Origin of the sequence: Escherichia sp. WS547 (genome assembly GCF_046486065.1) — a bacterium.
Lineage (GTDB): Bacteria > Pseudomonadota > Gammaproteobacteria > Enterobacterales > Enterobacteriaceae > Escherichia > Escherichia coli.
This window is the reverse complement of the sequence record NZ_JBJQMA010000026.1, coordinates 25,989-50,718: the sequence shown is the minus strand read 5'-3', so window position 1 is coordinate 50,718 and position 24,730 is coordinate 25,989. Positions and strand designations below refer to the sequence as shown.

The following is a 24,730-nucleotide window of genomic DNA, read 5'->3' as shown; positions in this document are numbered from 1 at the left end:
CTTTATTCTTCCTCAACCCCTTTAATGGGCGGATTCCGCGTGGCTCATGTCCATGCCTTCCATACCTTCGTGTGCACTGTGCTCACCTTCTGGCTGGGTCATGTCCATGCTCTTACCGTGAGCCATAAACTTGTTAATCACATCAGCAAACAAGTCTGGTTTCACGTTGGAGAAATATTCCACCTGGTTGTATTCGCTAGGCGCGGCCAGTTTTTCGAACGCTGCCATGTCAGACATGGTGTTCGGCGACTGTTTCGCTTTTGCGACCCACTGGTCGAATGCGGCGCGATCCGGTGTTGCAATAGCTTTGAACTTCATGCCTGAGAAGCCCGGGCCGCTGTAGCTGGCGGAGATACCGTCATAAGTACCGGGTTCGTTGGCGATCAGATGCAGGCGAGTCTGCATACCGGCCATGGCATAAATCTGGCTACCCAGACGCGGAATGAAGAAGGAGTTCATCACGGAGTTGGAGGTCACTTTGAAGTACACCGGAGTGTTCGCCGGGAAAGCGATTTCATTCACGGTAGCAATGCCCTGTTCCGGGTAGATGAAGAACCATTTCCAGTCCATGGAAACCACTTCGATGGTAATGGGCTTCTCGTCGTGTGCCAGCGGCTTGCTAGGCTCAAGAGCGTGAGTGGTTTTCCAGGTCAGTACCGCAAGGAAGATGATGATTAAGATAGGTACCGTCCAGACCACAGCTTCCACTTTATTGGAGTGTGACCAGTTCGGGCTGTACTTAGCATCTTTATTGCTCGCACGGTACTTCCAGGCGAAACCAACAGCCATCAAGATTGCGGGAATAACGACAATCAACATCAGGCCAAATGCCGTCAGTATCAGTGAACGTTGCTCCAGACCAATCTGTCCTTTGGGATCTAACAGCGCAGAATTACAGCCACTGAGCAATACAGTGCCTGCAAATAATGACAACCATCCCAAACTTTTATTGTATTTCCTGAGTCTCATTTAACGACCTCAATTCCACGGGATCTGGTGGCGTTTAAAGTGTGTGGGCATTTTACGGGAAGGTTACATTACTGTAAACATGATTAAATTCCTGTTACTTGGATTTGGCTTCCAGGTCACATATGTTGCAAAACATATCAGGTTGATTTTAAGAAGCTGTTGCAAAAGGGCGTTATAACAAAAGGGGAGTGCAGAAGGAGTCTGGGCGGGCAATTGGTATAACCAATGCGAAATAAAACAATTATTTAACAAATAATTATCATTAAGGTGACAACTGGGTAGTGAGAAAATAAAGACTCATTAGCTGAATCGTGTAAGAAAAATAGAATTCATAAATGGCGTCTATAATTTCCAGACGCTAAGCCGCACAAAAGAACAAATATTAATAAGCGATGCTGATGTTTATTTAGCCGTAATAATTACGGCGAGTGATTACTACAGCTAAATAATATTTACAGATTACGTCAGATGCGTTTTTCGTAGCGCCAGATAATCCAGTAAACCACCAAGCACGACGCCAGAAAGGGCGACTAAAACCCCGACTTCCAGCAGAGCAGGCAGGAAAGAGAAGTGCGTCAAATCCAGCGCGTCCATCGTCAACAGCAGTAACCACACGGCCAACAGGCTGACGCCCGCCGCCAGTGTCCACATAGCAAAGGCATAACCTGCCGGATATTCGGTACGGGAGATAAAGTTGTCATTTACTCGTGTATATTCAAGCGTCTGGCGACAAATCAGCAGCAAAATAAGCCCTGGTACGGCAGCGGCGACGGAGAACAGATAGAATGTCGACCAGCCGTGTGCTTCAACAAACCAACCCGCCACGGGGCCGACATAAACTCGCCCTACAGCAGAAAGCGCTGAGAGCAGGGCAAATTGAGTAGCGGAAAATGACTTATTACACAGCGTCATTAACAGCGCGACAAAGGCTGATGTGCCCATCCCGCCACAGAGGTTTTCGAAAAAGACGGCAGCGCCCATGCTGTAGAGATGCTTATCAGTAATCGACAGCAGCCAGTAACCGGCGTTAGATGCACCTTGTAAAATGCCGAAAATCAGCAGCGCCCGGAACAGCGACAGGCGCTGCATCAAAATCCCACCGTACAATGCGCCAACAATGGTCGCCAGTAAGCCAAGCGTTTTGTTAACCACGCCTACTTCACCCGCATCAAACCCGACGCCGCGAATCAAAAACGTGGTTGTCAGGCTCATAGCGAATGCGTCGCCCAGCTTATACAGCACGATAAGAAGCAAAATAAGCCAGGCATTATTGCGACCAAAGAAATCTCGCAGAGGTGCAACAACCGCTTGTTCCAGCGTTTTGGGCACAGGAATGGTGTCGGTGGGTTCTGGTGCAAGTAACGTCGCGATAATACAGGGGATCAACAGCGCCGCCATCAACCAGTACATGCCCTGCCAGCCCAGCCATTTATCTGCCAGCCACAGGGCTAAGCCGCCGGAAACCAGCATCCCTAAACGGTAACCCAGCACGCTGATTGCCGCGCCCGCACCACGTTCTTCTGCCGGGAGCACATCGGTTTTCCACGCATCGAAGACAATATCCTGGGAGGCAGAGCAAAAAGCGATCACCACTGCCAGTGCCGCCATCCAGCGGAGTTGGGTGCCAGGTTCGAGAAAACCCATCGCCGCAATGGCGACTAATAACAGAATTTGCGTGGCGAGCAGCCAACCGCGCCGCCGCCCAAAAAATGGGGGCGTGTAGCGGTCCATCAGCGGTGACCAGAGGAATTTAAAAACGTAAGCCTGGCCTACCAGCGAGAAGAAACCAATGGTTTTAAGATCGATATTCTCGACCGTCATCCAGGCCTGTAAGGTGCCGGATGTCAGGGCGAGCGGTAGCCCGGAAGCAAAACCCAGAATCAGCAATATGGCTGAACGTGGCTGTTGAAAAATACGTAAATATTGACTGGACATGGGCGTCTACAGGCCCGGCTTGCACCGGGCCAGAGGGCAGAAATTAACGCGCGTTCTGCTTGATGAATTCGTGGATGCTGGTGTCCTGAGACATATCAGCGATGGTATCGGTCAGCACACTGTTAACCGCATCGGCGATATTTTTGTTGGAGGCCTGGAACGCACCTTCAACGTTGTAGCTGGCACGATAGTTCTTGGTCATTTTGTTGCCATTCTGCGCGGTAGCGATGATAGCGATATCCGCTTTGGTCGCGATGTTATAGCGCACGTTGCCCTGGGACACATCAGCATACAGTTGGCTAACGATGATTTGCAGATTAACCGGGCCATTCGGACCAACCATGTAACCACGCGCGGTCATCTGTTTTTCCAGCACTTCTTGCAGCAGGAAACGCAGATCGCGTGAGGCGGTCAGGGTAACGATTTGATTATCGCGGGTGACTTTTGCCAGCGCCTGATCGGTACGCTGATCGGCACCATTAATGCTTACGGTGACGCCCATCAGGCTTGGATCCTGCTGTGGCAGTGTCATCGTCGGGGAAACTTCAATAGTTGTTGGCGGTTTTGCGCATCCTGCAAGCATAAACAGAGCAACTAACGGGAAGAGGATTTTTTTGAACATGTTCGGGCTCTCAGAGACTCTTAAGCGTGTTTGGTAAAAATTCCCGCCATCATAACATTGCCAACGGCGAGGGGAAGTGGGTAAGGCATGTAAATTCATCATGTTGACGAAATAATCGCCCCTGGTAAAAGAAACGCTGATGCGAGGCCTGTGTTTCAATCTTTAAATCAGTAAACTTCATACGCTTGACAGAAAAACCAGGACGAAACCTAAATATTTGTTGTTAAGCTGCAATGGAAACGGTAAAAGCGGCTAGTATTTAAAGGGATGGATGACATCTCAGCGTTGTCGGAGGAGATATTTCATGATGATACGTGAGCGGATAGAAGAAAAATTAAGGGCGGCGTTCCAACCCGTATTCCTCGAAGTAGTGGATGAAAGCTATCGTCACAATGTCCCAGCCGGCTCTGAAAGCCATTTTAAAGTTGTGCTGGTCAGCGATCGTTTTACGGGTGAACGTTTTCTGAATCGTCATCGAATGATTTACAGTACTTTAGCGGAGGAACTCTCTACTACCGTTCATGCGCTGGCTCTGCATACTTACACTATTAAGGAGTGGGAAGGGTTGCAGGACACCGTCTTTGCCTCTCCTCCCTGTCGTGGAGCAGGAAGCATCGCGTAAAAACGCATTTGCAACTGTCGGCGCTTTTCCAGTATGTTGCTAAAGATTTTATGAAAAACGGCCTGCGGGCCGTTTTGTTTTGTCTGGATTTTGCGCTTTTTGCCCAGCATTCAGACGAAAATTGCCCGGGAATTGTGAAAAAATACGCGACAGCGCGCAATAACCGTTCTCGACTCATAAAAGTGATGCCGCTATAATGCCGCGTCCTATTTGAATGCTTTCGGGATGATTCTGGTAACAGGGAATGTGATTGATTATAAGAACATCCCGGTTCCGCGAAGCCAACAACCTGTGCTTGCGGGGTAAGAGTTGACCGAGCACTGTGATTTTTTGAGGTAACAAGATGCAAGTTTCAGTTGAAACCACTCAAGGCCTTGGCCGCCGTGTAACGATTACTATCGCTGCTGACAGCATCGAGACCGCTGTTAAAAGCGAGCTGGTCAACGTTGCGAAAAAAGTACGTATTGACGGCTTCCGCAAAGGCAAAGTGCCAATGAATATCGTTGCTCAGCGTTATGGCGCGTCTGTACGCCAGGACGTTCTGGGTGACCTGATGAGCCGTAACTTCATTGACGCCATCATTAAAGAAAAAATCAATCCGGCTGGCGCACCGACTTATGTTCCGGGCGAATACAAGCTGGGTGAAGACTTCACCTACTCTGTAGAGTTTGAAGTTTATCCGGAAGTTGAACTGCAGGGTCTGGAAGCGATCGAAGTTGAAAAACCGATCGTTGAAGTGACCGACGCTGACGTTGACGGCATGCTGGATACTCTGCGTAAACAGCAGGCGACCTGGAAAGAAAAAGACGGCGCTGTTGAAGCAGAAGACCGCGTAACCATCGACTTCACCGGTTCTGTAGACGGCGAAGAGTTCGAAGGCGGTAAAGCGTCTGATTTCGTACTGGCGATGGGCCAGGGTCGTATGATCCCGGGCTTTGAAGACGGTATCAAAGGCCACAAAGCTGGCGAAGAGTTCACCATCGACGTGACCTTCCCGGAAGAATACCACGCAGAAAACCTGAAAGGTAAAGCAGCGAAATTCGCTATCAACCTGAAGAAAGTTGAAGAGCGTGAACTGCCGGAACTGACTGCAGAATTCATCAAACGTTTCGGCGTTGAAGATGGTTCCGTAGAAGGTCTGCGCGCTGAAGTGCGTAAAAACATGGAGCGCGAGCTGAAGAGCGCCATCCGTAACCGCGTTAAGTCTCAGGCGATCGAAGGTCTGGTAAAAGCTAACGACATCGACGTACCGGCTGCGCTGATCGACAGCGAAATCGACGTTCTGCGTCGCCAGGCTGCACAGCGTTTCGGTGGCAACGAAAAACAAGCTCTGGAACTGCCGCGTGAACTGTTCGAAGAACAGGCTAAACGTCGCGTAGTTGTTGGCCTGCTGCTGGGCGAAGTTATCCGCACCAACGAGCTGAAAGCTGACGAAGAGCGCGTGAAAGGCCTGATCGAAGAGATGGCTTCTGCGTACGAAGATCCGAAAGAAGTTATCGAGTTCTACAGCAAAAACAAAGAACTGATGGACAACATGCGCAATGTTGCTCTGGAAGAACAGGCTGTTGAAGCTGTACTGGCGAAAGCGAAAGTGACTGAAAAAGAAACCACTTTCAACGAGCTGATGAACCAGCAGGCGTAATTTACGCAGCATAACGCGCTAAATTCGCACAAAGGCCCGTCACCGCCAGGTGGTGGGCTTTTTTTTGTCATGAATTTTGCATGGAATCGTGCGAAAAGCCTCTTTCGGTGTTAGCGTAACAACAAAAGATTGTTATGCTTGAAATATGGTGATGCCGTACCCATAACACAGGGACTAGCTGATAATCCGTCCATAAGGTTACAATCGGTACAGCAGGTTTTTTCAATTTTATCCAGGAGACGGAAATGTCATACAGCGGCGAACGAGATAACTTTGCACCCCATATGGCGCTGGTGCCGATGGTCATTGAACAGACCTCACGTGGTGAGCGCTCTTTTGATATCTATTCTCGTCTACTTAAGGAACGCGTCATTTTTCTGACTGGCCAGGTTGAAGACCACATGGCTAACCTGATTGTGGCGCAGATGCTGTTCCTGGAAGCAGAAAACCCAGAAAAAGATATCTATCTGTACATTAACTCCCCAGGCGGGGTGATCACTGCCGGGATGTCTATCTATGACACCATGCAGTTTATCAAGCCTGATGTCAGCACCATCTGTATGGGCCAGGCGGCTTCGATGGGCGCTTTCTTGCTGACTGCAGGGGCAAAAGGTAAACGTTTCTGCCTGCCGAATTCGCGCGTGATGATTCACCAGCCGTTGGGCGGCTACCAGGGCCAGGCGACCGATATCGAAATTCATGCCCGTGAAATTCTGAAAGTTAAAGGGCGCATGAATGAACTTATGGCGCTTCATACGGGTCAATCATTAGAACAGATTGAACGTGATACCGAGCGCGATCGCTTCCTTTCCGCCCCTGAAGCGGTGGAATACGGTCTGGTCGATTCGATTCTGACCCATCGTAATTGATGCCAGAGGCGCAACTGTGCCGCTATACTTATCCAGGGCGGCACAACGCTGTAAGCGGCTTGCGCCTGAGAATGGCATTTGCGTCGTCGTGTGCGGCACAAAGAACAAAGAAGAGGTTTTGACCCATGACAGATAAACGCAAAGATGGCTCAGGCAAATTGCTGTATTGCTCTTTTTGCGGCAAAAGCCAGCATGAAGTGCGCAAGCTGATTGCCGGTCCATCCGTGTATATCTGCGACGAATGTGTTGATTTATGTAACGACATCATTCGCGAAGAGATTAAAGAAGTTGCACCGCATCGTGAACGCAGTGCGCTACCGACGCCGCATGAAATTCGTAACCACCTGGACGATTACGTTATCGGCCAGGAACAGGCGAAAAAAGTGCTGGCGGTCGCGGTATACAACCATTACAAACGTCTGCGCAACGGCGATACCAGCAATGGTGTCGAGTTGGGCAAAAGTAACATTCTGCTGATCGGTCCGACCGGTTCCGGTAAAACGCTGCTGGCTGAAACGCTGGCGCGCCTGCTGGACGTCCCTTTCACCATGGCCGACGCAACCACGCTGACCGAAGCCGGTTATGTGGGCGAAGACGTTGAAAACATCATTCAGAAGCTGTTGCAAAAGTGCGATTACGACGTACAGAAAGCGCAGCGCGGGATTGTCTACATCGATGAAATCGACAAGATTTCTCGTAAGTCAGACAACCCGTCTATTACCCGTGACGTTTCCGGTGAAGGCGTACAGCAGGCACTGTTGAAACTGATCGAAGGTACGGTAGCTGCTGTTCCACCGCAAGGTGGGCGTAAACATCCGCAGCAGGAATTCTTGCAGGTAGATACCTCTAAGATCCTGTTTATTTGTGGTGGTGCGTTCGCTGGTCTGGATAAAGTCATTTCCCATCGTGTAGAAACCGGCTCCGGCATTGGTTTTGGCGCGACGGTAAAAGCGAAGTCCGACAAAGCAAGCGAAGGCGAGCTGCTGGCGCAGGTTGAACCGGAAGATCTGATCAAGTTTGGTCTGATCCCTGAGTTCATTGGTCGTCTGCCGGTTGTCGCAACGTTGAATGAACTGAGCGAAGAAGCTCTGATTCAGATCCTCAAAGAGCCGAAAAACGCCCTGACCAAGCAGTATCAGGCGCTGTTTAATTTGGAAGGCGTGGATCTGGAATTCCGTGACGAGGCGCTGGATGCTATCGCTAAGAAAGCGATGGCGCGTAAAACCGGTGCCCGTGGCCTGCGTTCCATCGTAGAAGCCGCACTGCTCGATACCATGTACGATCTGCCGTCCATGGAAGACGTCGAAAAAGTGGTTATCGACGAATCGGTAATTGATGGTCAAAGCAAGCCGTTGCTGATTTATGGCAAGCCGGAAGCGCAACAGGCATCTGGTGAATAATTAACCATTCCCATACAATTAGTTAACCAAAAAGGGGGGATTTTATCTCCCCTTTAATTTTTCCTCTATTCTCGGCGTTGAATGTGGGGGAAACATCCCCATATACTGACGTACATGTTAATAGATGGCGTGAAGCACAGTCGTGTCATCTGATTACCTGGCGGAAATTAAACTAAGAGAGAGCTCTATGAATCCTGAGCGTTCTGAACGCATTGAAATCCCCGTATTGCCGCTGCGCGATGTGGTGGTTTATCCGCACATGGTCATCCCCTTATTTGTCGGGCGGGAAAAATCTATCCGTTGTCTGGAAGCGGCGATGGACCATGATAAAAAAATTATGCTGGTCGCGCAGAAAGAAGCTTCAACGGATGAGCCGGGTGTAAACGATCTTTTCACCGTCGGGACCGTGGCCTCTATATTGCAGATGCTGAAACTGCCAGACGGCACCGTCAAAGTGCTGGTCGAGGGGTTACAGCGCGCGCGTATTTCTGCGCTCTCTGACAATGGCGAACACTTTTCTGCGAAGGCGGAGTATCTGGAGTCGCCGACCATTGATGAGCGGGAACAGGAAGTGCTGGTGCGTACTGCAATCAGCCAGTTCGAAGGCTACATCAAGCTGAACAAAAAAATCCCACCAGAAGTGCTGACGTCGCTGAATAGCATCGACGACCCGGCGCGTCTGGCGGATACCATTGCTGCACATATGCCGCTGAAACTGGCTGACAAACAGTCCGTTCTGGAGATGTCCGACGTTAACGAACGTCTGGAATATCTGATGGCAATGATGGAATCGGAAATCGATCTGCTGCAGGTTGAGAAACGCATTCGCAACCGCGTTAAAAAGCAGATGGAGAAATCCCAGCGTGAGTACTATCTGAACGAGCAAATGAAAGCTATTCAGAAAGAACTCGGTGAAATGGACGACGCGCCGGACGAAAACGAAGCCCTGAAGCGCAAAATTGACGCGGCGAAAATGCCGAAAGAGGCAAAAGAGAAAGCGGAAGCAGAGTTGCAGAAGCTGAAAATGATGTCTCCGATGTCGGCAGAAGCGACCGTAGTGCGTGGTTATATCGACTGGATGGTACAGGTGCCGTGGAATGCGCGCAGCAAGGTCAAAAAAGACCTGCGTCAGGCGCAGGAAATCCTTGATACCGACCATTATGGTCTGGAGCGCGTGAAAGATCGCATCCTTGAGTATCTTGCGGTTCAAAGCCGTGTCAACAAAATCAAGGGACCGATCCTCTGCCTGGTAGGGCCGCCGGGGGTAGGTAAAACCTCTCTTGGTCAGTCCATTGCCAAAGCCACCGGGCGTAAATATGTCCGTATGGCGCTGGGCGGCGTGCGTGATGAAGCGGAAATCCGTGGCCACCGCCGTACTTACATCGGTTCTATGCCGGGTAAACTGATCCAGAAAATGGCGAAAGTGGGCGTGAAAAACCCGCTGTTCCTGCTCGATGAGATCGACAAAATGTCTTCTGACATGCGTGGCGATCCGGCCTCCGCACTGCTTGAAGTGCTGGATCCAGAGCAGAACGTAGCGTTCAGCGACCACTACCTGGAAGTGGATTACGATCTCAGCGACGTGATGTTTGTCGCGACGTCGAACTCCATGAACATTCCGGCACCGCTGCTGGATCGTATGGAAGTGATTCGCCTCTCCGGTTATACCGAAGATGAAAAACTGAACATCGCCAAACGTCACCTGTTGCCGAAGCAGATTGAACGTAATGCACTGAAAAAAGGTGAGCTGACCGTCGACGATAGCGCCATTATCGGCATTATTCGTTATTACACCCGTGAGGCGGGCGTGCGTGGTCTGGAGCGTGAAATCTCCAAACTGTGTCGCAAAGCGGTTAAGCAGTTACTGCTCGATAAGTCATTAAAACATATCGAAATTAACGGTGATAACCTGCATGACTACCTCGGTGTTCAGCGTTTCGACTATGGACGCGCTGATAACGAAAACCGTGTCGGTCAGGTAACTGGTCTGGCGTGGACGGAAGTGGGCGGTGACTTGCTGACCATTGAAACCGCGTGCGTTCCGGGTAAAGGCAAACTGACCTATACCGGATCGCTTGGCGAAGTGATGCAGGAGTCCATTCAGGCGGCGTTAACGGTGGTTCGTGCGCGTGCGGAAAAACTGGGGATCAACCCTGATTTTTACGAAAAACGCGACATCCACGTCCACGTACCGGAAGGTGCGACGCCGAAAGATGGTCCGAGTGCCGGTATTGCTATGTGCACCGCGCTGGTTTCTTGCCTGACCGGTAACCCGGTTCGTGCCGATGTGGCAATGACCGGTGAGATCACTCTGCGTGGTCAGGTACTGCCGATCGGTGGTTTGAAAGAAAAACTACTGGCAGCGCATCGTGGCGGGATTAAAACAGTGCTAATTCCGTTCGAAAATAAACGCGATCTGGAAGAGATTCCTGACAACGTAATTGCCGATCTGGACATTCATCCTGTGAAGCGCATTGAGGAAGTTCTGACTCTGGCGCTGCAAAATGAACCGTCTGGCATGCAGGTTGTGACTGCAAAATAGTGACCTCGCGCAAAATGCACTAATAAAAACAGGGCTGGCAGGCTAATTCGGGCTTGCCAGCCTTTTTTTGTCTCGCTAAGTTAGATGGCGGATCGGGCTTGCCCTTATTAAGGGGTGTTGTAAGGGGATGGCTGGCCTGATATAACTGCTGCGCGTTCGTACCTTGAAGGATTCAAGTGCGATATAAATTATAAAGAGGAAGAGAAGAGTGAATAAATCTCAATTGATCGACAAGATTGCTGCAGGGGCTGATATCTCTAAAGCTGCGGCTGGCCGTGCGTTAGATGCTATTATTGCTTCCGTAACTGAATCTCTGAAAGAAGGGGATGATGTAGCACTGGTAGGTTTTGGTACTTTTGCCGTTAAAGAGCGTGCTGCCCGTACTGGCCGCAACCCGCAGACCGGTAAAGAGATCACCATCGCTGCTGCTAAAGTACCGAGCTTCCGTGCAGGTAAAGCACTGAAAGACGCGGTAAACTAAGCGTTGTCCCCAGTGGGGATGTGACGAAGTTCAAGGGCGCATCTACTGATGTGCCTTTTTTATTTGTATTCGGTGACTTTCTGCGTCTTGTGGGCTGACAATTGCCCCCGTTTCTTGTCACAATAGGCCTTTGCGCGCATCGATACGTTGCGTGAGGTACACAGTCATCTACAGCGGAGTGTTGTTACACCATGATGGACAGCTTACGCACGGCTGCAAACAGTCTCGTGCTCAAGATTATTTTCGGTATCATTATCGTGTCGTTCATATTGACCGGCGTGAGTGGTTACCTGATTGGCGGAGGCAATAACTACGCCGCAAAAGTGAATGACCAGGAAATCAGCCGTGGGCAATTCGAGAATGCCTTCAACAGCGAGCGTAATCGCATGCAGCAACAGCTGGGCGATCAATACTCTGAGCTTGCAGCGAACGAAGGCTATATGAAAACCCTGCGTCAACAGGTGCTGAATCGTCTGATCGACGAGGCGCTGCTGGATCAGTACGCTCGTGAACTGAAACTGGGTATCAGCGATGAGCAGGTTAAACAGGCGATTTTCGCGACCCCAGCCTTCCAGGTTGACGGCAAATTTGATAACAGCCGCTATAACGGTATCCTCAACCAGATGGGGATGACCGCCGATCAGTACGCCCAGGCGCTGCGTAACCAGCTCACTACCCAACAGCTGATTAACGGCGTTGCCGGTACCGATTTTATGCTGAAAGGTGAAACCGACGAGCTGGCGGCACTGGTAGCTCAACAACGCGTGGTGCGTGAAGCGACTATCGATGTTAACGCGCTGGCGGCGAAGCAGCCTGTGACCGAACAGGAAATTGCCAGCTACTACGAACAAAACAAAAACAATTTCATGACGCCGGAACAATTCCGCGTGAGTTACATCAAGCTGGATGCCGCAACGATGCAGCAACCGGTTAGCGATGCGGATATCCAGAGCTACTACGATCAGCATCAGGATCAATTCACCCAGCCGCAGCGTACCCGTTACAGCATCATCCAGACCAAAACTGAAGATGAAGCGAAAGCGGTACTTGATGAGCTGAATAAGGGCGGTGATTTTGCTGCATTAGCCAAAGAAAAATCTGCCGATATTATCTCTGCCCGTAACGGCGGTGATATGGGTTGGTTAGAAGATGCCACTATCCCGGACGAACTGAAAAATGCGGGTCTGAAAGAAAAAGGCCAACTGTCTGGTGTTATCAAATCTTCGGTCGGTTTCCTGATTGTACGTCTGGACGACATTCAGCCAGCGAAAGTGAAATCGTTAGACGAAGTACGTGACGACATTGCGGCGAAAGTGAAACACGAAAAAGCCCTCGATGCGTACTACGCGCTGCAGCAGAAAGTGAGCGATGCGGCAAGCAACGACACCGAGTCTCTGGCCGGTGCAGAGCAAGCTGCCGGCGTTAAAGCCACTCAGACGGGTTGGTTCAGCAAAGATAACCTGCCGGAAGAGTTGAACTTCAAGCCAGTTGCCGACGCTATCTTCAACGGCGGTCTGGTAGGTGAAAACGGCGCGCCGGGCATCAACTCTGACATCATCACCGTCGATGGCGACCGCGCATTCGTGCTGCGCATCAGCGAGCACAAACCGGAAGCGGTGAAACCGTTGGCAGATGTTCAGGAACAAGTTAAGGCACTGGTTCAGCACAACAAAGCTGAACAACAGGCGAAAGTGGATGCTGAGAAACTGCTGGTTGATTTGAAAGCCGGCAAAGGTGCGGAAGCTATGCAGGCTGCCGGTCTGAAATTTGGCGAGCCGAAAACCTTAAGCCGTTCCGGTCGTGACCCGATTAGCCAGGCGGCGTTTGCACTACCACTGCCAGCGAAAGACAAACCGAGCTACGGTATGGCGACCGATATGCAAGGTAATGTGGTTCTGCTGGCGCTGGATGAAGTGAAACAAGGTTCAATGCCGGAAGATCAGAAAAAAGCGATGGTGCAGGGTATCACCCAGAACAACGCACAAATCGTCTTTGAAGCTCTGATGAGTAACCTGCGTAAAGAGGCGAAAATCAAAATTGGCGATGCGCTGGAACAGCAATAATCCTGAAGCCGCCTCGCAAAAAAATGCTTTGCAGCTGTAACAAGAAAAGGTCGCTTTCGCGGCCTTTTCCATTTCTGAACATTGCCATTTGTTTACTGTTTTCACTGCCGTTAAGGTGATTCCACTGTTAACAAACAAGGAGAAAACAGTATGAAACACGGAATTAAAGCACTGCTCATTACCCTGTCTCTGGCTTGTGCCGGAATGTCTCATAGCGCGCTGGCGGCAGCTCCTGCGACGAAACCGACAACGGTAGAAACCAAAGCGGAAGCTCCTGCAGCACAAAGTAAAGCAGCAGTACCGGCGAAAGCCAGTGACGAAGAAGGCACCCGGGTCAGCATTAATAATGCCAGCGCGGAAGAGTTAGCCCGCGCGATGAATGGCGTTGGCCTGAAGAAAGCGCAGGCGATTGTCAGTTATCGCGAAGAGTACGGTCCGTTTAAAACGGTGGAGGATCTCAAGCAGGTGCCGGGGATGGGCAATTCGCTGGTGGAACGTAATCTGGCGGTATTAACCCTGTAATTAATTTGCATAGTGGCAATTTTTTGCCAGACTGAAGAGGTCATACCAGTTATGACCTCTGTACTTATAACAGTTTTTATAAAAACAACGTAAGGTTATTGCGCTATGCAAACACAAATCAAAGTTCGTGGATATCATCTCGATGTTTACCAGCACGTTAATAACGCCCGCTATCTGGAGTTTCTCGAAGAAGCCCGCTGGGATGGGTTGGAAAATAGCGACAGTTTTCAGTGGATGACGGCCCATAACATCGCCTTCGTCGTGGTCAATATCAATATTAACTATCGTCGCCCGGCGGTATTAAGCGACCTGTTAACCATTACCAGTCAGTTGCAGCAATTAAACGGTAAAAGCGGCATCTTAAGCCAGGTCATTACACTGGAGCCGGAAGGGCAAGTGGTAGCGGATGCGCTTATTACGTTTGTTTGTATTGATCTTAAAACGCAGAAAGCATTAGCTCTGGAAGGGGAATTGCGCGAAAAGCTGGAGCAGATGATTAAGTAAACGTTTTGTGGTGCCGGATGCTCAAGCCGCATCCGGCGACACCCGGAATAATTACTTCAACCCGGTTTTCTGCTTCATCGCTGCCATCACCGTCGGTTTATCGGCCAGATAATGATTCAAACCGTTGGCGCGTAAATTACATGCCGCACAATGACCGCAACCGTCGCCTTTAATGCCGTTATAGCAGGTCAACGTTTCGTTACGGACTAAATCCAGTTTGCCGTAATAATCTGCCAGCGCCCAGGTTTCCGCTTTATCAATCCACATCAGCGGCGTTTCAAAACGAATATCTTTCGCCATGCCCAAACTGACGGCATGGTTTAGTGCTTTCACAAACTCATCGCGGCAATCCGGGTAGCCGGAGAAATCCGTTTCACAGACGCCGGTAATCACCGCTTCTGCTTTTACCTGATACGCATATATTGCCGCCAGCGTCAGGAACAAAATATTACGCCCAGGGACAAACGTATTCGGGATGCCATCAGCTTCAGGTTCATAATCAGGCACCGGAATGCTGTCACGCGTCAGGCTACTGACCGCCAGCTCGTTGAGCAGCGTTACATCAAGAACCTTATGCGCGCGTGCCCCCAGTTTCAGCGCCAGTTCGCGTGCCACGTCGATTTCTGCGCGATGTCGCTGACCGTAATCGAACGTCACGCAATGGACTTCATCATATTGTTGTAATGCCTGCACCAGACAGGTGGTGGAATCCTGGCCTCCACTGAACACAACGACAGCACGTTTCATAGATAATCCTGCTTGAACAATAAAAGCGTTATGGTAACGCCTGCGATTAACCCGGACCAGCTATTCATTGCGACGGCGCGGGAAGCCAGGCTTCGGTAAATTCAAACCAGCCGCGCGGTGTCAGTCGCACACCGTTCACGCCGGGAGGGGCACTAATGCGATAGTGATAGTTGAACAGCGGCGTCAGCGTCGCATCTGTCATTAACTGGCTAAAAACCGCTTTCAGGGCATTAAATCGGTTTTCTTCATCAGGCATTATTTGCACGGCATCCAGTGTCGATTGTAGATGTGCGTATGCTGGAGCGTCGAAAACATGTGGCCACAGCGGATCGCAGCGCAGCCATTGCTCCAGAGTATATTCCGGTGCTTCGCCAATTAATCTGTCGCCCATCATGAGGTCTGCGTGTGCCAGTAGGGTCGTGTCGTCCCAGTTTTTTGCGTTATGAAAAATAATTGTGAGTTCACAGCCTTCCGCTGCCAGTGTCGCCTGTAGGCGTTCTGCCATGGTATGAAGTTCTATCGGTAGGTGATAAACCAGCGTCAAGGTTTTCGGTAGTTTGACTTCATCCGGTACTTGCCAATGCGGAATAGTCCAGCCTGGCAGTAATGCATGACTGGCGGTGATCAGGTTTTCTCCGACTTCTAACGTTTGTAATAAACCGGATTGATGAATAATGGAGATCACTTTTCGCGCCTGCCAGAGGGAGAGTCGGGGACTTTTGCGCAACGTTAAATAGCAAAAACCTAAACTGATGCCACTACTGACCTGGCTGACCCGTTGCAGCTCCTCCGGTTTGCCGATGGTGATTTGCACGGGATGCCGACAACTGGTTCCCAAATCTTTTTCGAAAAGCGGCGGAGTTATCCAGTACTCAACCGCTTTAAGCAGCGGATGACGTAAATGGTAATAATCATGACTCTCCAGGCGCACCAGCTCCGCTGTGAATTGTGTTAAGCGAAAAGGACCCGTGCCGATCAGTGGGAATTGCGGATGCGCCAGATGGCTGCAATAGCTCGCCAGCCGGTGCGCAAGCCAGTAATCAGGGCGATGTAAAAAGAAGGTCAGACACTGCGGATGGGTGACTTCAATACGCTTCACGCTAATAAATAATTGATCCAGTGCTGGCAGTTGTAACAGCATCAATAATCGCTGGTGTAAGTGTGAGGCTTTTACTGCATCGCCGTTATGCCAGTGTAGGGTTGAACGAAGATAAAAGTCCCAGCGTAACCCGTCAGCAGAGGTTTCCCAGTGATGCGCTAAATCGCCAATCGCGCGCTGGGTATTATTATCGAAGCGGGTCAGGCCGGAAAATATCTGTCCGGCGAGATGCTGCTCGGCACGGCCGGGCAAAAAGCCCGGTTGTAGCGGTTCGAGCGGGCGATAGTAGGGAATACGCAACGTGGGCGTATCGTTTTGCCATTGTCCGCCCATAAACGGCTGTAACAGAGTGCGCAGCTCACCTGGGGCCAGTTGCGCCAGCTCCAGCACATCTTGCTGCTTTCCGGTTTCCAGTGCCTTTTCCATCATCGCATTGCGTAGCGATTCTGGCGTGACCAGAAAGCGTAATTGTCCGCGCTTTCCGCGTCCTGACTGCGCCTGCCACTCCAGCCATCCCGCCTCCTGTGCCTGGCGTAACAGCGTACGAACATGGCGTTCGCTGCAAAAACAGCGTTCGGCCAGTTCGCTGACGGTGACGGTTTGCGGCTTTCCGGCGGAAGGTTGCCACAGACGTTGATACTGGTTAAGACGGTTGAGCAGTCGCATATAAACCCGGAACAATATTATTTAACTATTCACTATTACTTCCGTATATATCAGGTGATACTCAATCACCATTAACCGTGTCACAGAGTGGAGAAAGAAATGGCTCGTCTGGCAGCATTTGATATGGATGGCACTTTATTGATGCCTGACCATCATTTAGGTGAGAAAACCCTCTCTACTTTGGCGCGACTGCGTGAACGCGACATTACCCTCACTTTTGCCACGGGGCGTCATGCGCTGGAGATGCAGCATATTCTCGGGGCGCTATCGCTGGATGCATATTTGATTACCGGCAACGGAACGCGCGTGCATTCTCTGGAAGGTGAACTTTTACATCGTGATGATTTACCTGCGGATGTCGCGGAGCTGGTGCTGTATCAGCAATGGGATACCCGAGCCAGCATGCATATCTTCAATGACGATGGTTGGTTTACCGGGAAAGAGATCCCTGCGTTGTTGCAGGCATTTGTCTATAGCGGTTTTCGTTATCAGATAATCGATGTCAAAAAAATGCCACTCGGCAGCGTCACCAAGATCTGCTTCTGTGGCGATCACGACGATCTTACACGCTTGCAGATCCAGCTACACGAAGCATTAGGCGAGCGTGCACATTTATGTTTTTCCGCCACGGATTGCCTCGAAGTGCTGCCGGTGGGCTGCAATAAAGGCGCAGCATTGACGGTGCTGACCCAACATTTAGGTTTATCGTTGCGCGATTGCATGGCCTTTGGTGATGCGATGAACGATCGCGAAATGTTAGGCAGCGTCGGTAGCGGCTTTATTATGGGCAATGCGATGCCGCAACTGCGCGCGGAACTCCCGCATTTACCGGTGATTGGACATTGCCGAAATCAGGCTGTCTCTCACTATTTGACGCACTGGCTGGACTATCCACATCTACCTTATTCCCCCGAATAACGAGATCCCTTCCAGCACCGGGCAATTGCCCGGTTTTTTTTGCGTTGAATTTGTCATTTTGTGCCGTGGTGTTTAAACCGCACAGAATAAATTGTCGCGATTTCACCTTTAAAATAGAATTAAAAGAGAAAAAAATTCTCCGTGGAAGGGCTATGTTAGATAAAATTGACCGTAAGCTGCTGGCCTTACTACAGCAGGATTGCACCCTCTCTTTGCAGGCACTGGCTGAAGCCGTTAATCTGACAACCACCCCGTGCTGGAAGCGTCTGAAACGGCTGGAGGACGACGGTATCCTTATCGGCAAAGTCGCCCTGCTGGATCCGGAAAAAATAGGCCTCGGCCTGACCGCCTTTGTGCTGATAAAAACGCAACATCACAGCAGCGAATGGTATTGCCGCTTTGTCACGGTGGTTACCGAAATGCCAGAAGTGCTGGGGTTCTGGCGCATGGCCGGTGAATACGATTATCTGATGCGCGTCCAGGTTGCCGACATGAAACGCTACGACGAGTTTTATAAGCGTCTGGTAAACAGCGTGCCGGGGCTGTCGGACGTCACTTCCAGCTTCGCGATGGAACAGATTAAATACACCACTTCTTTACCCATCGAATAAATATCCAGAATCAGGTCAGGACACAACGCGTGCGATTATTTGCTCAATTAAGCTGGTATTTCCGTCGGGAATGGCGTCGCTATCTCGGGGCTGTCGCCTTGCTTGTCATTATCGCGATGCTGCAACTGGTTCCGCCAAAAGTGGTTGGTATTGTTGTCGATGGCGTGACAGAACAACACTTTACTACCGGGCAGATCCTGATGTGGATCGCCACCATGGTGCTGATTGCCGTTGTGGTTTATCTCCTGCGTTACGTCTGGCGCGTATTGCTGTTTGGTGCGTCTTATCAACTGGCTGTTGAACTGCGTGAAGATTATTACCGTCAGCTAAGCCGGCAGCATCCTGAGTTTTACCTGCGTCATCGCACGGGTGACCTCATGGCTCGTGCGACCAATGACGTCGATCGCGTCGTGTTTGCCGCCGGAGAAGGGGTGCTGACGCTGGTGGATTCACTGGTGATGGGCTGCGCTGTGTTGATTATGATGTCTACGCAAATTAGCTGGCAGTTGACCTTATTTGCCCTGTTGCCGATGCCAGTGATGGCGATCATGATTAAGCGCAACGGCGATGCCTTGCATGAACGCTTTAAGCTGGCACAGGCGGCGTTTTCCAGTCTTAATGACCGCACCCAGGAAAGCCTCACCAGTATCCGTATGATCAAAGCCTTTGGTCTGGAAGATCGCCAGTCGGCGTTATTTGCCGCGGATGCCGAAGATACCGGCAAAAAAAACATGCGGGTGGCGCGTATTGATGCTCGTTTCGACCCGACCATCTATATCGCGATTGGTATGGCGAACTTGCTGGCGATTGGCGGCGGTAGTTGGATGGTGGTGCAGGGTAGTTTAACGCTGGGCCAGCTCACCAGTTTTATGATGTATTTAGGTCTGATGATTTGGCCAATGCTGGCGCTGGCATGGATGTTTAACATAGTGGAACGTGGTAGTGCTGCGTACAGCCGCATTCGCGCGATGCTGGCGGAAGCGCCGGTGGTGAATGATGGTAGCGAACCCGTGCCGGAAGGTCGTGGCGAACTGGATGTAAATATTCGCCAGTTCACGTATCCGCAGACTGACCATCCTGCGCTGGAAAACGTCAATTTCGCCCTGAAACCCGGTCAGATGCTGGGTATTTGCGGGCCGACTGGTTCCGGCAAAAGTACCCTGTTGTCGCTCATTCAGCGTCATTTCGACGTCAGCGAGGGGGATATCCGCTTTCATGATATTCCTCTGACGAAGTTACAACTCGATAGCTGGCGTAGCCGCCTGGCGGTAGTTAGCCAGACACCGTTCCTTTTTTCCGACACCGTAGCGAACAACATCGCGTTGGGTTGCCCGAATGCCACCCAGCAAGAGATTGAGCATGTCGCGCGGTTAGCCAGCGTGCATGACGATATTTTGCGTTTACCGCAAGGTTACGATACAGAAGTGGGCGAGCGCGGCGTGATGCTTTCCGGTGGGCAAAAACAGCGTATCTCCATTGCTCGTGCGTTATTAGTCAACGCGGAAATCCTCATCCTTGATGATGCGCTTTCGGCGGTGGACGGACGCACAGAGCACCAGATCCTGCATAACCTGCGTCAGTGGGGGCAGGGAAGAACGGTAATCATCAGTGCCCATCGCCATTCGGCACTGACGGAAGCCAGTGAAATTATTGTGATGCAGCACGGACATATCGCTCAGCGTGGCAATCATGATGAGCTGGCGCAACAAAGCGGCTGGTATCGCGATATGTATCGCTATCAACAACTGGAGGCGGCGCTCGACGACGCTCCGGAAATTCGCGAGGAGGCCGTTGATGCGTAGTTTTAGCCAACTGTGGCCGACTCTCAAGCGTCTGTTAGCGTACGGTTCGCCGTGGCGTAAACCGCTGGGGATTGCGGTCCTGATGATGTGGGTTGCGGCAGCGGCAGAAGTCAGTGGGCCGCTGCTTATCAGCTATTTTATCGACAATATGGTAGCGAAAAATAACCTGCCGTTGAAAGTGGTTGCAGGGCTGGCTGCGGCGTATGTTGGGCTGCAACTGTTTGCCGCCGGGCTACATTACGCGCAGTCGCTGCTGTTTAATCGGGCGGCAGTAGGCGTAGTGCAACAGTTGCGTACCGACGTGATGGATGCTGCGTTACGCCAGCCATTAAGCGAGTTTGATACCCAACCCGTCGGGCAGGTGATTTCCCGCGTCACTAATGACACTGAAGTGATCCGCGACCTCTACGTTACCGTAGTGGCAACTGTCCTGCGTAGCGCCGCACTGGTGGGCGCGATGCTGGTGGCGATGTTCAGCCTCGACTGGCGAATGGCGCTGGTGGCGATAATGATTTTCCCGGTGGTGCTGGTGGTAATGGTGATATATCAGCGTTACAGCACGCCGATCGTCCGCCGTGTACGCGCTTATCTGGCAGATATCAACGACGGCTTTAACGAAATCATCAATGGCATGAGCGTTATCCAGCAGTTCCGTCAGCAGTCGCGATTTGGCGAACGTATGGGTGAGGCCAGTCGTTCACACTATATGGCGAGGATGCAAACCCTGCGCCTCGACGGTTTTCTGCTGCGTCCGCTGCTGAGTCTGTTTTCATCGCTCATTCTTTGTGGGTTGTTGATGCTGTTTGGCTTCTCCGCCAGCGGCACCATTGAAGTGGGCGTGTTGTATGCATTTATCAGCTATCTTGGGCGACTTAACGAACCATTAATCGAACTGACCACGCAGCAGGCGATGCTGCAACAGGCTGTAGTTGCTGGTGAGCGTGTGTTTGAACTGATGGACGGACCGCGCCAGCAATATGGCAATGATGATCGCCCGTTACAGAGCGGCACCATCGAAGTCGATAACGTGTCATTTGCTTATCGCGATGACAATCTGGTGCTAAAGAACATTAATCTCTCTGTGCCTTCGCGTAACTTTGTGGCACTGGTCGGGCATACCGGCAGTGGCAAAAGCACCCTCGCCAGTTTATTGATGGGCTATTACCCGCTAACGGAAGGTGAGATTCGCCTTGATGGTCGTCCATTAAGTTCGTTAAGTCACAGCGCGCTGCGTCAGGGCGTGGCGATGGTGCAGCAAGATCCGGTAGTGCTGGCGGATACCTTTCTCGCCAACGTGACGCTGGGACGTGATATCTCCGAAGAACGCGTCTGGCAGGCGCTGGAAACCGTGCAACTGGCGGAGCTGGCGCGCAGCATGAGTGATGGTATTTATACGCCGCTGGGAGAGCAGGGGAATAATCTCTCCGTCGGGCAAAAGCAACTACTGGCACTGGCACGCGTGCTGGTGGAGACGCCGCAAATCCTGATCCTTGATGAGGCAACCGCCAGCATTGACTCCGGTACTGAACAGGCGATTCAACATGCTCTGGCGGCGGTGCGTGAGCATACCACGCTGGTGGTGATTGCTCACCGCTTATCAACTATTGTTGATGCCGACACTATTCTGGTGCTTCATCGTGGGCAAGCCGTGGAGCAGGGCACTCACCAGCAACTGCTAGCGGCCCAGGGACGCTACTGGCAGATGTATCAACTGCAACTTGCGGGCGAAGAGCTGGCAGCCAGCGTGCGTGAAGAGGAATCATTGAGCGCCTGAATAGCGCAATATTTCATCGTTGGTGCAAAAATGTAACGCACTGTGCACTGTCATAGTGCGTTTTCATTTTCAATCTTCTTAACTTCCTGCTCTCTTTCTCGTTTTTCATTTCTGGCACACCGCTTGCAATACCTTCTTCGTGTAGCAGAACCATTACCGAATTCTGACCGGAGGGGATCTATGAAGCTGGTGACCGTGATAATCAAACCATTCAAGCTGGAAGACGTTCGTGAAGCGTTATCTTCCATTGGTATTCAGGGCCTGACCGTCACCGAAGTGAAAGGTTTCGGGCGTCAGAAAGGGCATGCCGAGCTGTACCGGGGAGCGGAATACAGCGTCAACTTCCTGCCAAAAGTAAAAATTGATGTGGCGATTGCTGATGACCAACTCGATGAAGTGATCGATATCGTCAGTAAGGCGGCTTACACCGGAAAAATTGGCGACGGCAAAATCTTCGTCGCTGAATTGCAACGCGTCATTCGTATTCGTACCGGCGAAGCCGACGAAGCGGCGCTGTAATCTCTGGCACACAGCAACAGGAACGAAAAATGAAGATAGCGACGATAAAAACTGGGCTTGCTTCACTGGCGATGCTGCCGGGACTGGTAATGGCTGCACCTGCGGTGGCCGATAAAGCCGACAATGCGTTTATGATGATCTGTACTGCGCTGGTGCTGTTTATGACTATTCCGGGGATTGCCCTGTTTTACGGTGGGTTGATTCGCGGCAAAAACGTGCTGTCGATGCTGACGCAGGTGACGGTGACGTTTGCACTGGTCTGTATTCTCTGGGTGGTTTACGGTTACTCGCTGGCGTTTGGTGAGGGCAACAACTTCTTCGGCAACATTAACTGGCTGATGCTGAAAAACATCGAACTGACGGCGGTGATGGGCAGCATTTATCAGTATATCCACGTAGCGTTTCAGGGATCGTTTGCCTGCATTACCGTAGGCTTGATAGTTGGAGCACTGGCGGAACGAATCCGCTTCTCAGCTGTGTTGATTTTCGTGGTGGTATGGCTGACGCTCTCCTACATTCCGATTGCGCATATGGTCTGGGGCGGCGGTTTGCTGGCTTCTCACGGTGCACTGGATTTCGCGGGTGGCACCGTGGTGCACATTAACGCCGCAATCGCCGGTCTGGTGGGCGCATATCTGATAGGCAAACGCGTGGGCTTCGGCAAAGAGGCGTTTAAACCGCACAACCTGCCGATGGTCTTCACCGGGACTGCCATTCTCTATATCGGTTGGTTTGGCTTTAACGCCGGGTCAGCGGGCACGGCGAATGAAATCGCAGCACTGGCATTTGTGAATACTGTGGTCGCAACGGCGGCGGCAATTCTTGGCTGGATCTTCGGTGAATGGGCGCTGCGTGGTAAGCCTTCACTGCTGGGAGCGTGTTCAGGCGCGATTGCCGGTCTGGTCGGCGTGACGCCAGCCTGTGGCTACATTGGGGTTGGCGGCGCGTTGATTATCGGCGTGGTAGCTGGTCTGGCGGGCTTGTGGGGCGTTACCATGCTCAAACGCTTGCTGCGGGTGGATGATCCCTGCGATGTCTTCGGTGTGCACGGCGTTTGTGGCATTGTCGGCTGTATCATGACCGGGATTTTTGCCGCCAGTTCGCTGGGTGGCGTGGGCTTCGCTGAAGGTGTGACGATGGGCCATCAGTTGCTGGTACAGCTGGAAAGCATCGCCATTACGATCGTCTGGTCCGGTGTGGTGGCATTTATTGGCTACAAACTGGCGGATCTGACGGTTGGCCTGCGTGTGCCGGAAGAACAAGAGCGAGAAGGGCTGGACGTCAACAGCCACGGCGAGAATGCCTATAACGCGTAACAAGCACTGCAAAAAAACAGCCGGACGGTTTTCACCTCCGGCTATTTTTTTAATTGTGATTACGCATCACCCCTTCCTGAACGGTCGAGGCAACCAGCACGCCATCCTGGGTATAAAACTCACCGCGCACAAAGCCGCGAGCGCTGGACGCCGAGGTGCTCTCCACGCTATACAGCAGCCATTCATTCAAATTAAACGGGCGATGGAACCACATGGAATGGTCAATGGTGGCAATCTGAATCCCCGGTTCGAGAAAACCGATGCCGTGCGGCTGTAAAGCTACCGGCAGGAAATTAAGATCAGAAGCGTAACCGAGCAGATACTGATGAACGCGCAGATCATCCGGCACGTTACCATTTGCGCGGATCCACACCTGACGATGCGGTTCTGCGACGTGCCCTTTCAGTGGGTTATGAAACTCCACCGGACGGACTTCAAGCGGACGATCGCAGATGAATTTATCTTTCAGCACTGGCGGCAGCAGGTGCGCCAGCGATTGGGCGATTTGCGTTTCCGAAGGCAGGCCATCAGGCGCTGGCGCGGACGGCATTGTTTTTTGATGTTCGAAACCCGCTTCTGGTGCCTGGAAAGAGGCAGTCATATAAAAAATCGGTTTGCCGTTTTGAATAGCAGCAACCCGGCGGGCGCTGAAGCTGTTACCGTCACGCAGCGTTTCGACATCATAAATAATCGGCTTCTTACTATCGCCTGGGCGAAGAAAGTAGCTGTGAAACGAATGTACCAGCCGCTCTTCAGGGACGGTCTCTTTTGCAGCATACAAGGCCTGACCCACGACCTGGCCGCCAAACACCTGGCGTAAACCTAAATCTTCACTCTGGCCGCGAAAGAGTCCTTCCTCAATTTTTTCCAGATTTAACAATGTCAGTAAATTTTTTAGCGCCTGACTCATATAACTCTCCAGTAACAAAGCTGCCGCAGCAAGCCAAAGTGAGTTGAGTATAACGCAAATTTGCCACTGGTCCGATGGGGGCAATGGTCTGAATTACGGGCTAATTACAGGCAGAAATGCGTGATGTGTGCCACACTTGTTGACGTTACTATTTTGTTAACCACTCTTCCGGCGAGGAAAGTTAGCCCGCTGGTGCA

The 24,730-nt window shown here is 51.4% G+C and carries 21 protein-coding genes; 15 read left to right on the top strand and 6 right to left on the bottom strand.

Going from position 1 to position 24,730, the window contains the following annotated elements; all coding sequences use genetic code 11:
* Nucleotides 1–21: 21 nt before the first annotated feature.
* From cyoA to ACJHWK_RS19825, 3 genes are all read right to left on the bottom strand, one after another.
* Nucleotides 22–969, bottom strand: a complete 948-nt coding sequence (gene cyoA, locus ACJHWK_RS19835) for a cytochrome o ubiquinol oxidase subunit II (RefSeq protein WP_001239436.1) — start codon at nt 967–969, stop codon at nt 22–24.
* Nucleotides 970–1,428: 459 nt separating this feature from the next.
* Nucleotides 1,429–2,904, bottom strand: a complete 1,476-nt coding sequence (gene ampG / locus ACJHWK_RS19830) for a muropeptide MFS transporter AmpG (RefSeq protein ID WP_000098423.1) — start codon at nt 2,902–2,904, stop codon at nt 1,429–1,431.
* 43 nt (nt 2,905–2,947) lie between these two features.
* Nucleotides 2,948–3,526 (bottom strand): lipoprotein, encoded by a 579-nt coding sequence (locus tag ACJHWK_RS19825; RefSeq protein WP_000473501.1) that lies wholly within the window; start codon nt 3,524–3,526, stop codon nt 2,948–2,950.
* Between the two features lie 304 nt (nt 3,527–3,830).
* Between ACJHWK_RS19825 and bolA the strand changes: the two genes are divergently transcribed.
* The 9 genes from bolA (at nt 3,831) to fadM (ending at nt 14,171) form a co-directional block, all read left to right on the top strand.
* Nucleotides 3,831–4,148 carry a transcriptional regulator BolA gene (gene bolA / locus ACJHWK_RS19820; RefSeq protein WP_000973448.1) on the top strand — a complete coding sequence of 106 codons (318 nt, stop codon included), beginning with the start codon at nt 3,831–3,833 and terminating at the stop codon, nt 4,146–4,148.
* Between the two features lie 343 nt (nt 4,149–4,491).
* Complete coding sequence (gene tig / locus ACJHWK_RS19815; protein WP_001198386.1) at nt 4,492–5,790, top strand: trigger factor; 1,299 nt, start codon at nt 4,492–4,494, stop codon at nt 5,788–5,790.
* 245 nt (nt 5,791–6,035) lie between these two features.
* Nucleotides 6,036–6,659, top strand: coding sequence for an ATP-dependent Clp endopeptidase proteolytic subunit ClpP (clpP, locus tag ACJHWK_RS19810; RefSeq protein WP_000122253.1), 624 nt, complete (start codon nt 6,036–6,038; stop codon nt 6,657–6,659).
* A gap of 125 nt (nt 6,660–6,784) precedes the next feature.
* Complete coding sequence (gene clpX / locus ACJHWK_RS19805; RefSeq protein ID WP_000130305.1) at nt 6,785–8,059, top strand: ATP-dependent protease ATP-binding subunit ClpX; 1,275 nt, start codon at nt 6,785–6,787, stop codon at nt 8,057–8,059.
* 187 nt (nt 8,060–8,246) lie between these two features.
* Nucleotides 8,247–10,601 (top strand): endopeptidase La, encoded by a 2,355-nt coding sequence (gene lon / locus ACJHWK_RS19800; RefSeq protein ID WP_001295325.1) that lies wholly within the window; start codon nt 8,247–8,249, stop codon nt 10,599–10,601.
* A gap of 190 nt (nt 10,602–10,791) precedes the next feature.
* A complete protein-coding gene (gene hupB / locus ACJHWK_RS19795) occupies nt 10,792–11,082 on the top strand; it encodes a nucleoid-associated protein HU-beta (protein ID WP_254892905.1) in 291 nt (96 codons plus the stop codon).
* A 191-nt stretch (nt 11,083–11,273) separates the two neighbouring features.
* Entirely contained in the window at nt 11,274–13,145 is a 1,872-nt protein-coding gene (gene ppiD, locus ACJHWK_RS19790) for a peptidylprolyl isomerase (protein WP_000969372.1), read from the top strand.
* Between the two features lie 150 nt (nt 13,146–13,295).
* Entirely contained in the window at nt 13,296–13,667 is a 372-nt protein-coding gene (locus ACJHWK_RS19785) for a helix-hairpin-helix domain-containing protein (protein ID WP_170886196.1), read from the top strand.
* 105 nt (nt 13,668–13,772) lie between these two features.
* Nucleotides 13,773–14,171, top strand: a complete 399-nt coding sequence (fadM, locus tag ACJHWK_RS19780; RefSeq protein WP_001522020.1) for a long-chain acyl-CoA thioesterase FadM — start codon at nt 13,773–13,775, stop codon at nt 14,169–14,171.
* 51 nt (nt 14,172–14,222) lie between these two features.
* Here fadM and queC read toward each other — a convergent pair whose 3' ends face one another.
* Entirely contained in the window at nt 14,223–14,918 is a 696-nt protein-coding gene (gene queC, locus ACJHWK_RS19775; RefSeq protein WP_000817227.1) for a 7-cyano-7-deazaguanine synthase QueC, read from the bottom strand.
* A gap of 64 nt (nt 14,919–14,982) precedes the next feature.
* Nucleotides 14,983–16,683, bottom strand: a complete 1,701-nt coding sequence (locus ACJHWK_RS19770) for an SgrR family transcriptional regulator (RefSeq protein WP_001522022.1) — start codon at nt 16,681–16,683, stop codon at nt 14,983–14,985.
* Between the two features lie 99 nt (nt 16,684–16,782).
* On the opposite strand from ACJHWK_RS19770, the gene cof reads away from it, so the two are divergent.
* From cof to amtB, 6 genes are all read left to right on the top strand, one after another.
* The gene (cof, locus tag ACJHWK_RS19765; protein ID WP_001305489.1) at nt 16,783–17,601 is read left to right on the top strand and encodes an HMP-PP phosphatase; all 819 of its coding nucleotides are present in this window, start codon (nt 16,783–16,785) and stop codon (nt 17,599–17,601) included.
* A gap of 152 nt (nt 17,602–17,753) precedes the next feature.
* Nucleotides 17,754–18,212 (top strand): DNA-binding transcriptional regulator DecR, encoded by a 459-nt coding sequence (gene decR / locus ACJHWK_RS19760; protein ID WP_000884589.1) that lies wholly within the window; start codon nt 17,754–17,756, stop codon nt 18,210–18,212.
* A gap of 29 nt (nt 18,213–18,241) precedes the next feature.
* The gene (locus ACJHWK_RS19755) at nt 18,242–20,014 is read left to right on the top strand and encodes a SmdA family multidrug ABC transporter permease/ATP-binding protein (protein WP_021516960.1); all 1,773 of its coding nucleotides are present in this window, start codon (nt 18,242–18,244) and stop codon (nt 20,012–20,014) included.
* Entirely contained in the window at nt 20,007–21,788 is a 1,782-nt protein-coding gene (locus tag ACJHWK_RS19750) for a SmdB family multidrug efflux ABC transporter permease/ATP-binding protein (protein ID WP_001256221.1), read from the top strand. The genes ACJHWK_RS19755 and ACJHWK_RS19750 overlap by 8 nt, the downstream gene beginning before the upstream one ends.
* A gap of 180 nt (nt 21,789–21,968) precedes the next feature.
* On the top strand, nt 21,969–22,307 hold the full coding sequence (gene glnK / locus ACJHWK_RS19745; protein ID WP_000780338.1) for a P-II family nitrogen regulator: 339 nt from the start codon (nt 21,969–21,971) through the stop codon (nt 22,305–22,307).
* A 29-nt stretch (nt 22,308–22,336) separates the two neighbouring features.
* Nucleotides 22,337–23,623: an ammonium transporter AmtB gene (gene amtB, locus ACJHWK_RS19740; RefSeq protein WP_000685029.1), complete on the top strand. Its 1,287-nt coding sequence runs from the start codon at nt 22,337–22,339 to the stop codon at nt 23,621–23,623.
* A gap of 49 nt (nt 23,624–23,672) precedes the next feature.
* Here the strand turns inward: amtB and tesB are convergent, their stop codons facing one another.
* Complete coding sequence (gene tesB, locus ACJHWK_RS19735; RefSeq protein WP_001522030.1) at nt 23,673–24,533, bottom strand: acyl-CoA thioesterase II; 861 nt, start codon at nt 24,531–24,533, stop codon at nt 23,673–23,675.
* Between the last annotated feature and the right edge of the window lie 197 nt (nt 24,534–24,730).

What these genes read in the sequence shown, in the direction of transcription:
- cyoA (WP_001239436.1), bottom strand. Translation starts at nt 969, where the DNA reads ATGAGACTCAGGAAATACAATAAAAGTTTGGGATGGTTGTCATTATTT.
- ampG (WP_000098423.1), bottom strand. Translation starts at nt 2,904, where the DNA reads ATGTCCAGTCAATATTTACGTATTTTTCAACAGCCACGTTCAGCCATA.
- ACJHWK_RS19825 (WP_000473501.1), bottom strand. Translation starts at nt 3,526, where the DNA reads ATGTTCAAAAAAATCCTCTTCCCGTTAGTTGCTCTGTTTATGCTTGCA.
- bolA (WP_000973448.1), top strand. Translation starts at nt 3,831, where the DNA reads ATGATGATACGTGAGCGGATAGAAGAAAAATTAAGGGCGGCGTTCCAA.
- tig (WP_001198386.1), top strand. Translation starts at nt 4,492, where the DNA reads ATGCAAGTTTCAGTTGAAACCACTCAAGGCCTTGGCCGCCGTGTAACG.
- clpP (WP_000122253.1), top strand. Translation starts at nt 6,036, where the DNA reads ATGTCATACAGCGGCGAACGAGATAACTTTGCACCCCATATGGCGCTG.
- clpX (WP_000130305.1), top strand. Translation starts at nt 6,785, where the DNA reads ATGACAGATAAACGCAAAGATGGCTCAGGCAAATTGCTGTATTGCTCT.
- lon (WP_001295325.1), top strand. Translation starts at nt 8,247, where the DNA reads ATGAATCCTGAGCGTTCTGAACGCATTGAAATCCCCGTATTGCCGCTG.
- ppiD (WP_000969372.1), top strand. Translation starts at nt 11,274, where the DNA reads ATGATGGACAGCTTACGCACGGCTGCAAACAGTCTCGTGCTCAAGATT.
- ACJHWK_RS19785 (WP_170886196.1), top strand. Translation starts at nt 13,296, where the DNA reads ATGAAACACGGAATTAAAGCACTGCTCATTACCCTGTCTCTGGCTTGT.
- fadM (WP_001522020.1), top strand. Translation starts at nt 13,773, where the DNA reads ATGCAAACACAAATCAAAGTTCGTGGATATCATCTCGATGTTTACCAG.
- queC (WP_000817227.1), bottom strand. Translation starts at nt 14,918, where the DNA reads ATGAAACGTGCTGTCGTTGTGTTCAGTGGAGGCCAGGATTCCACCACC.
- ACJHWK_RS19770 (WP_001522022.1), bottom strand. Translation starts at nt 16,683, where the DNA reads ATGCGACTGCTCAACCGTCTTAACCAGTATCAACGTCTGTGGCAACCT.
- cof (WP_001305489.1), top strand. Translation starts at nt 16,783, where the DNA reads ATGGCTCGTCTGGCAGCATTTGATATGGATGGCACTTTATTGATGCCT.
- decR (WP_000884589.1), top strand. Translation starts at nt 17,754, where the DNA reads ATGTTAGATAAAATTGACCGTAAGCTGCTGGCCTTACTACAGCAGGAT.
- ACJHWK_RS19750 (WP_001256221.1), top strand. Translation starts at nt 20,007, where the DNA reads ATGCGTAGTTTTAGCCAACTGTGGCCGACTCTCAAGCGTCTGTTAGCG.
- glnK (WP_000780338.1), top strand. Translation starts at nt 21,969, where the DNA reads ATGAAGCTGGTGACCGTGATAATCAAACCATTCAAGCTGGAAGACGTT.
- amtB (WP_000685029.1), top strand. Translation starts at nt 22,337, where the DNA reads ATGAAGATAGCGACGATAAAAACTGGGCTTGCTTCACTGGCGATGCTG.
- tesB (WP_001522030.1), bottom strand. Translation starts at nt 24,533, where the DNA reads ATGAGTCAGGCGCTAAAAAATTTACTGACATTGTTAAATCTGGAAAAA.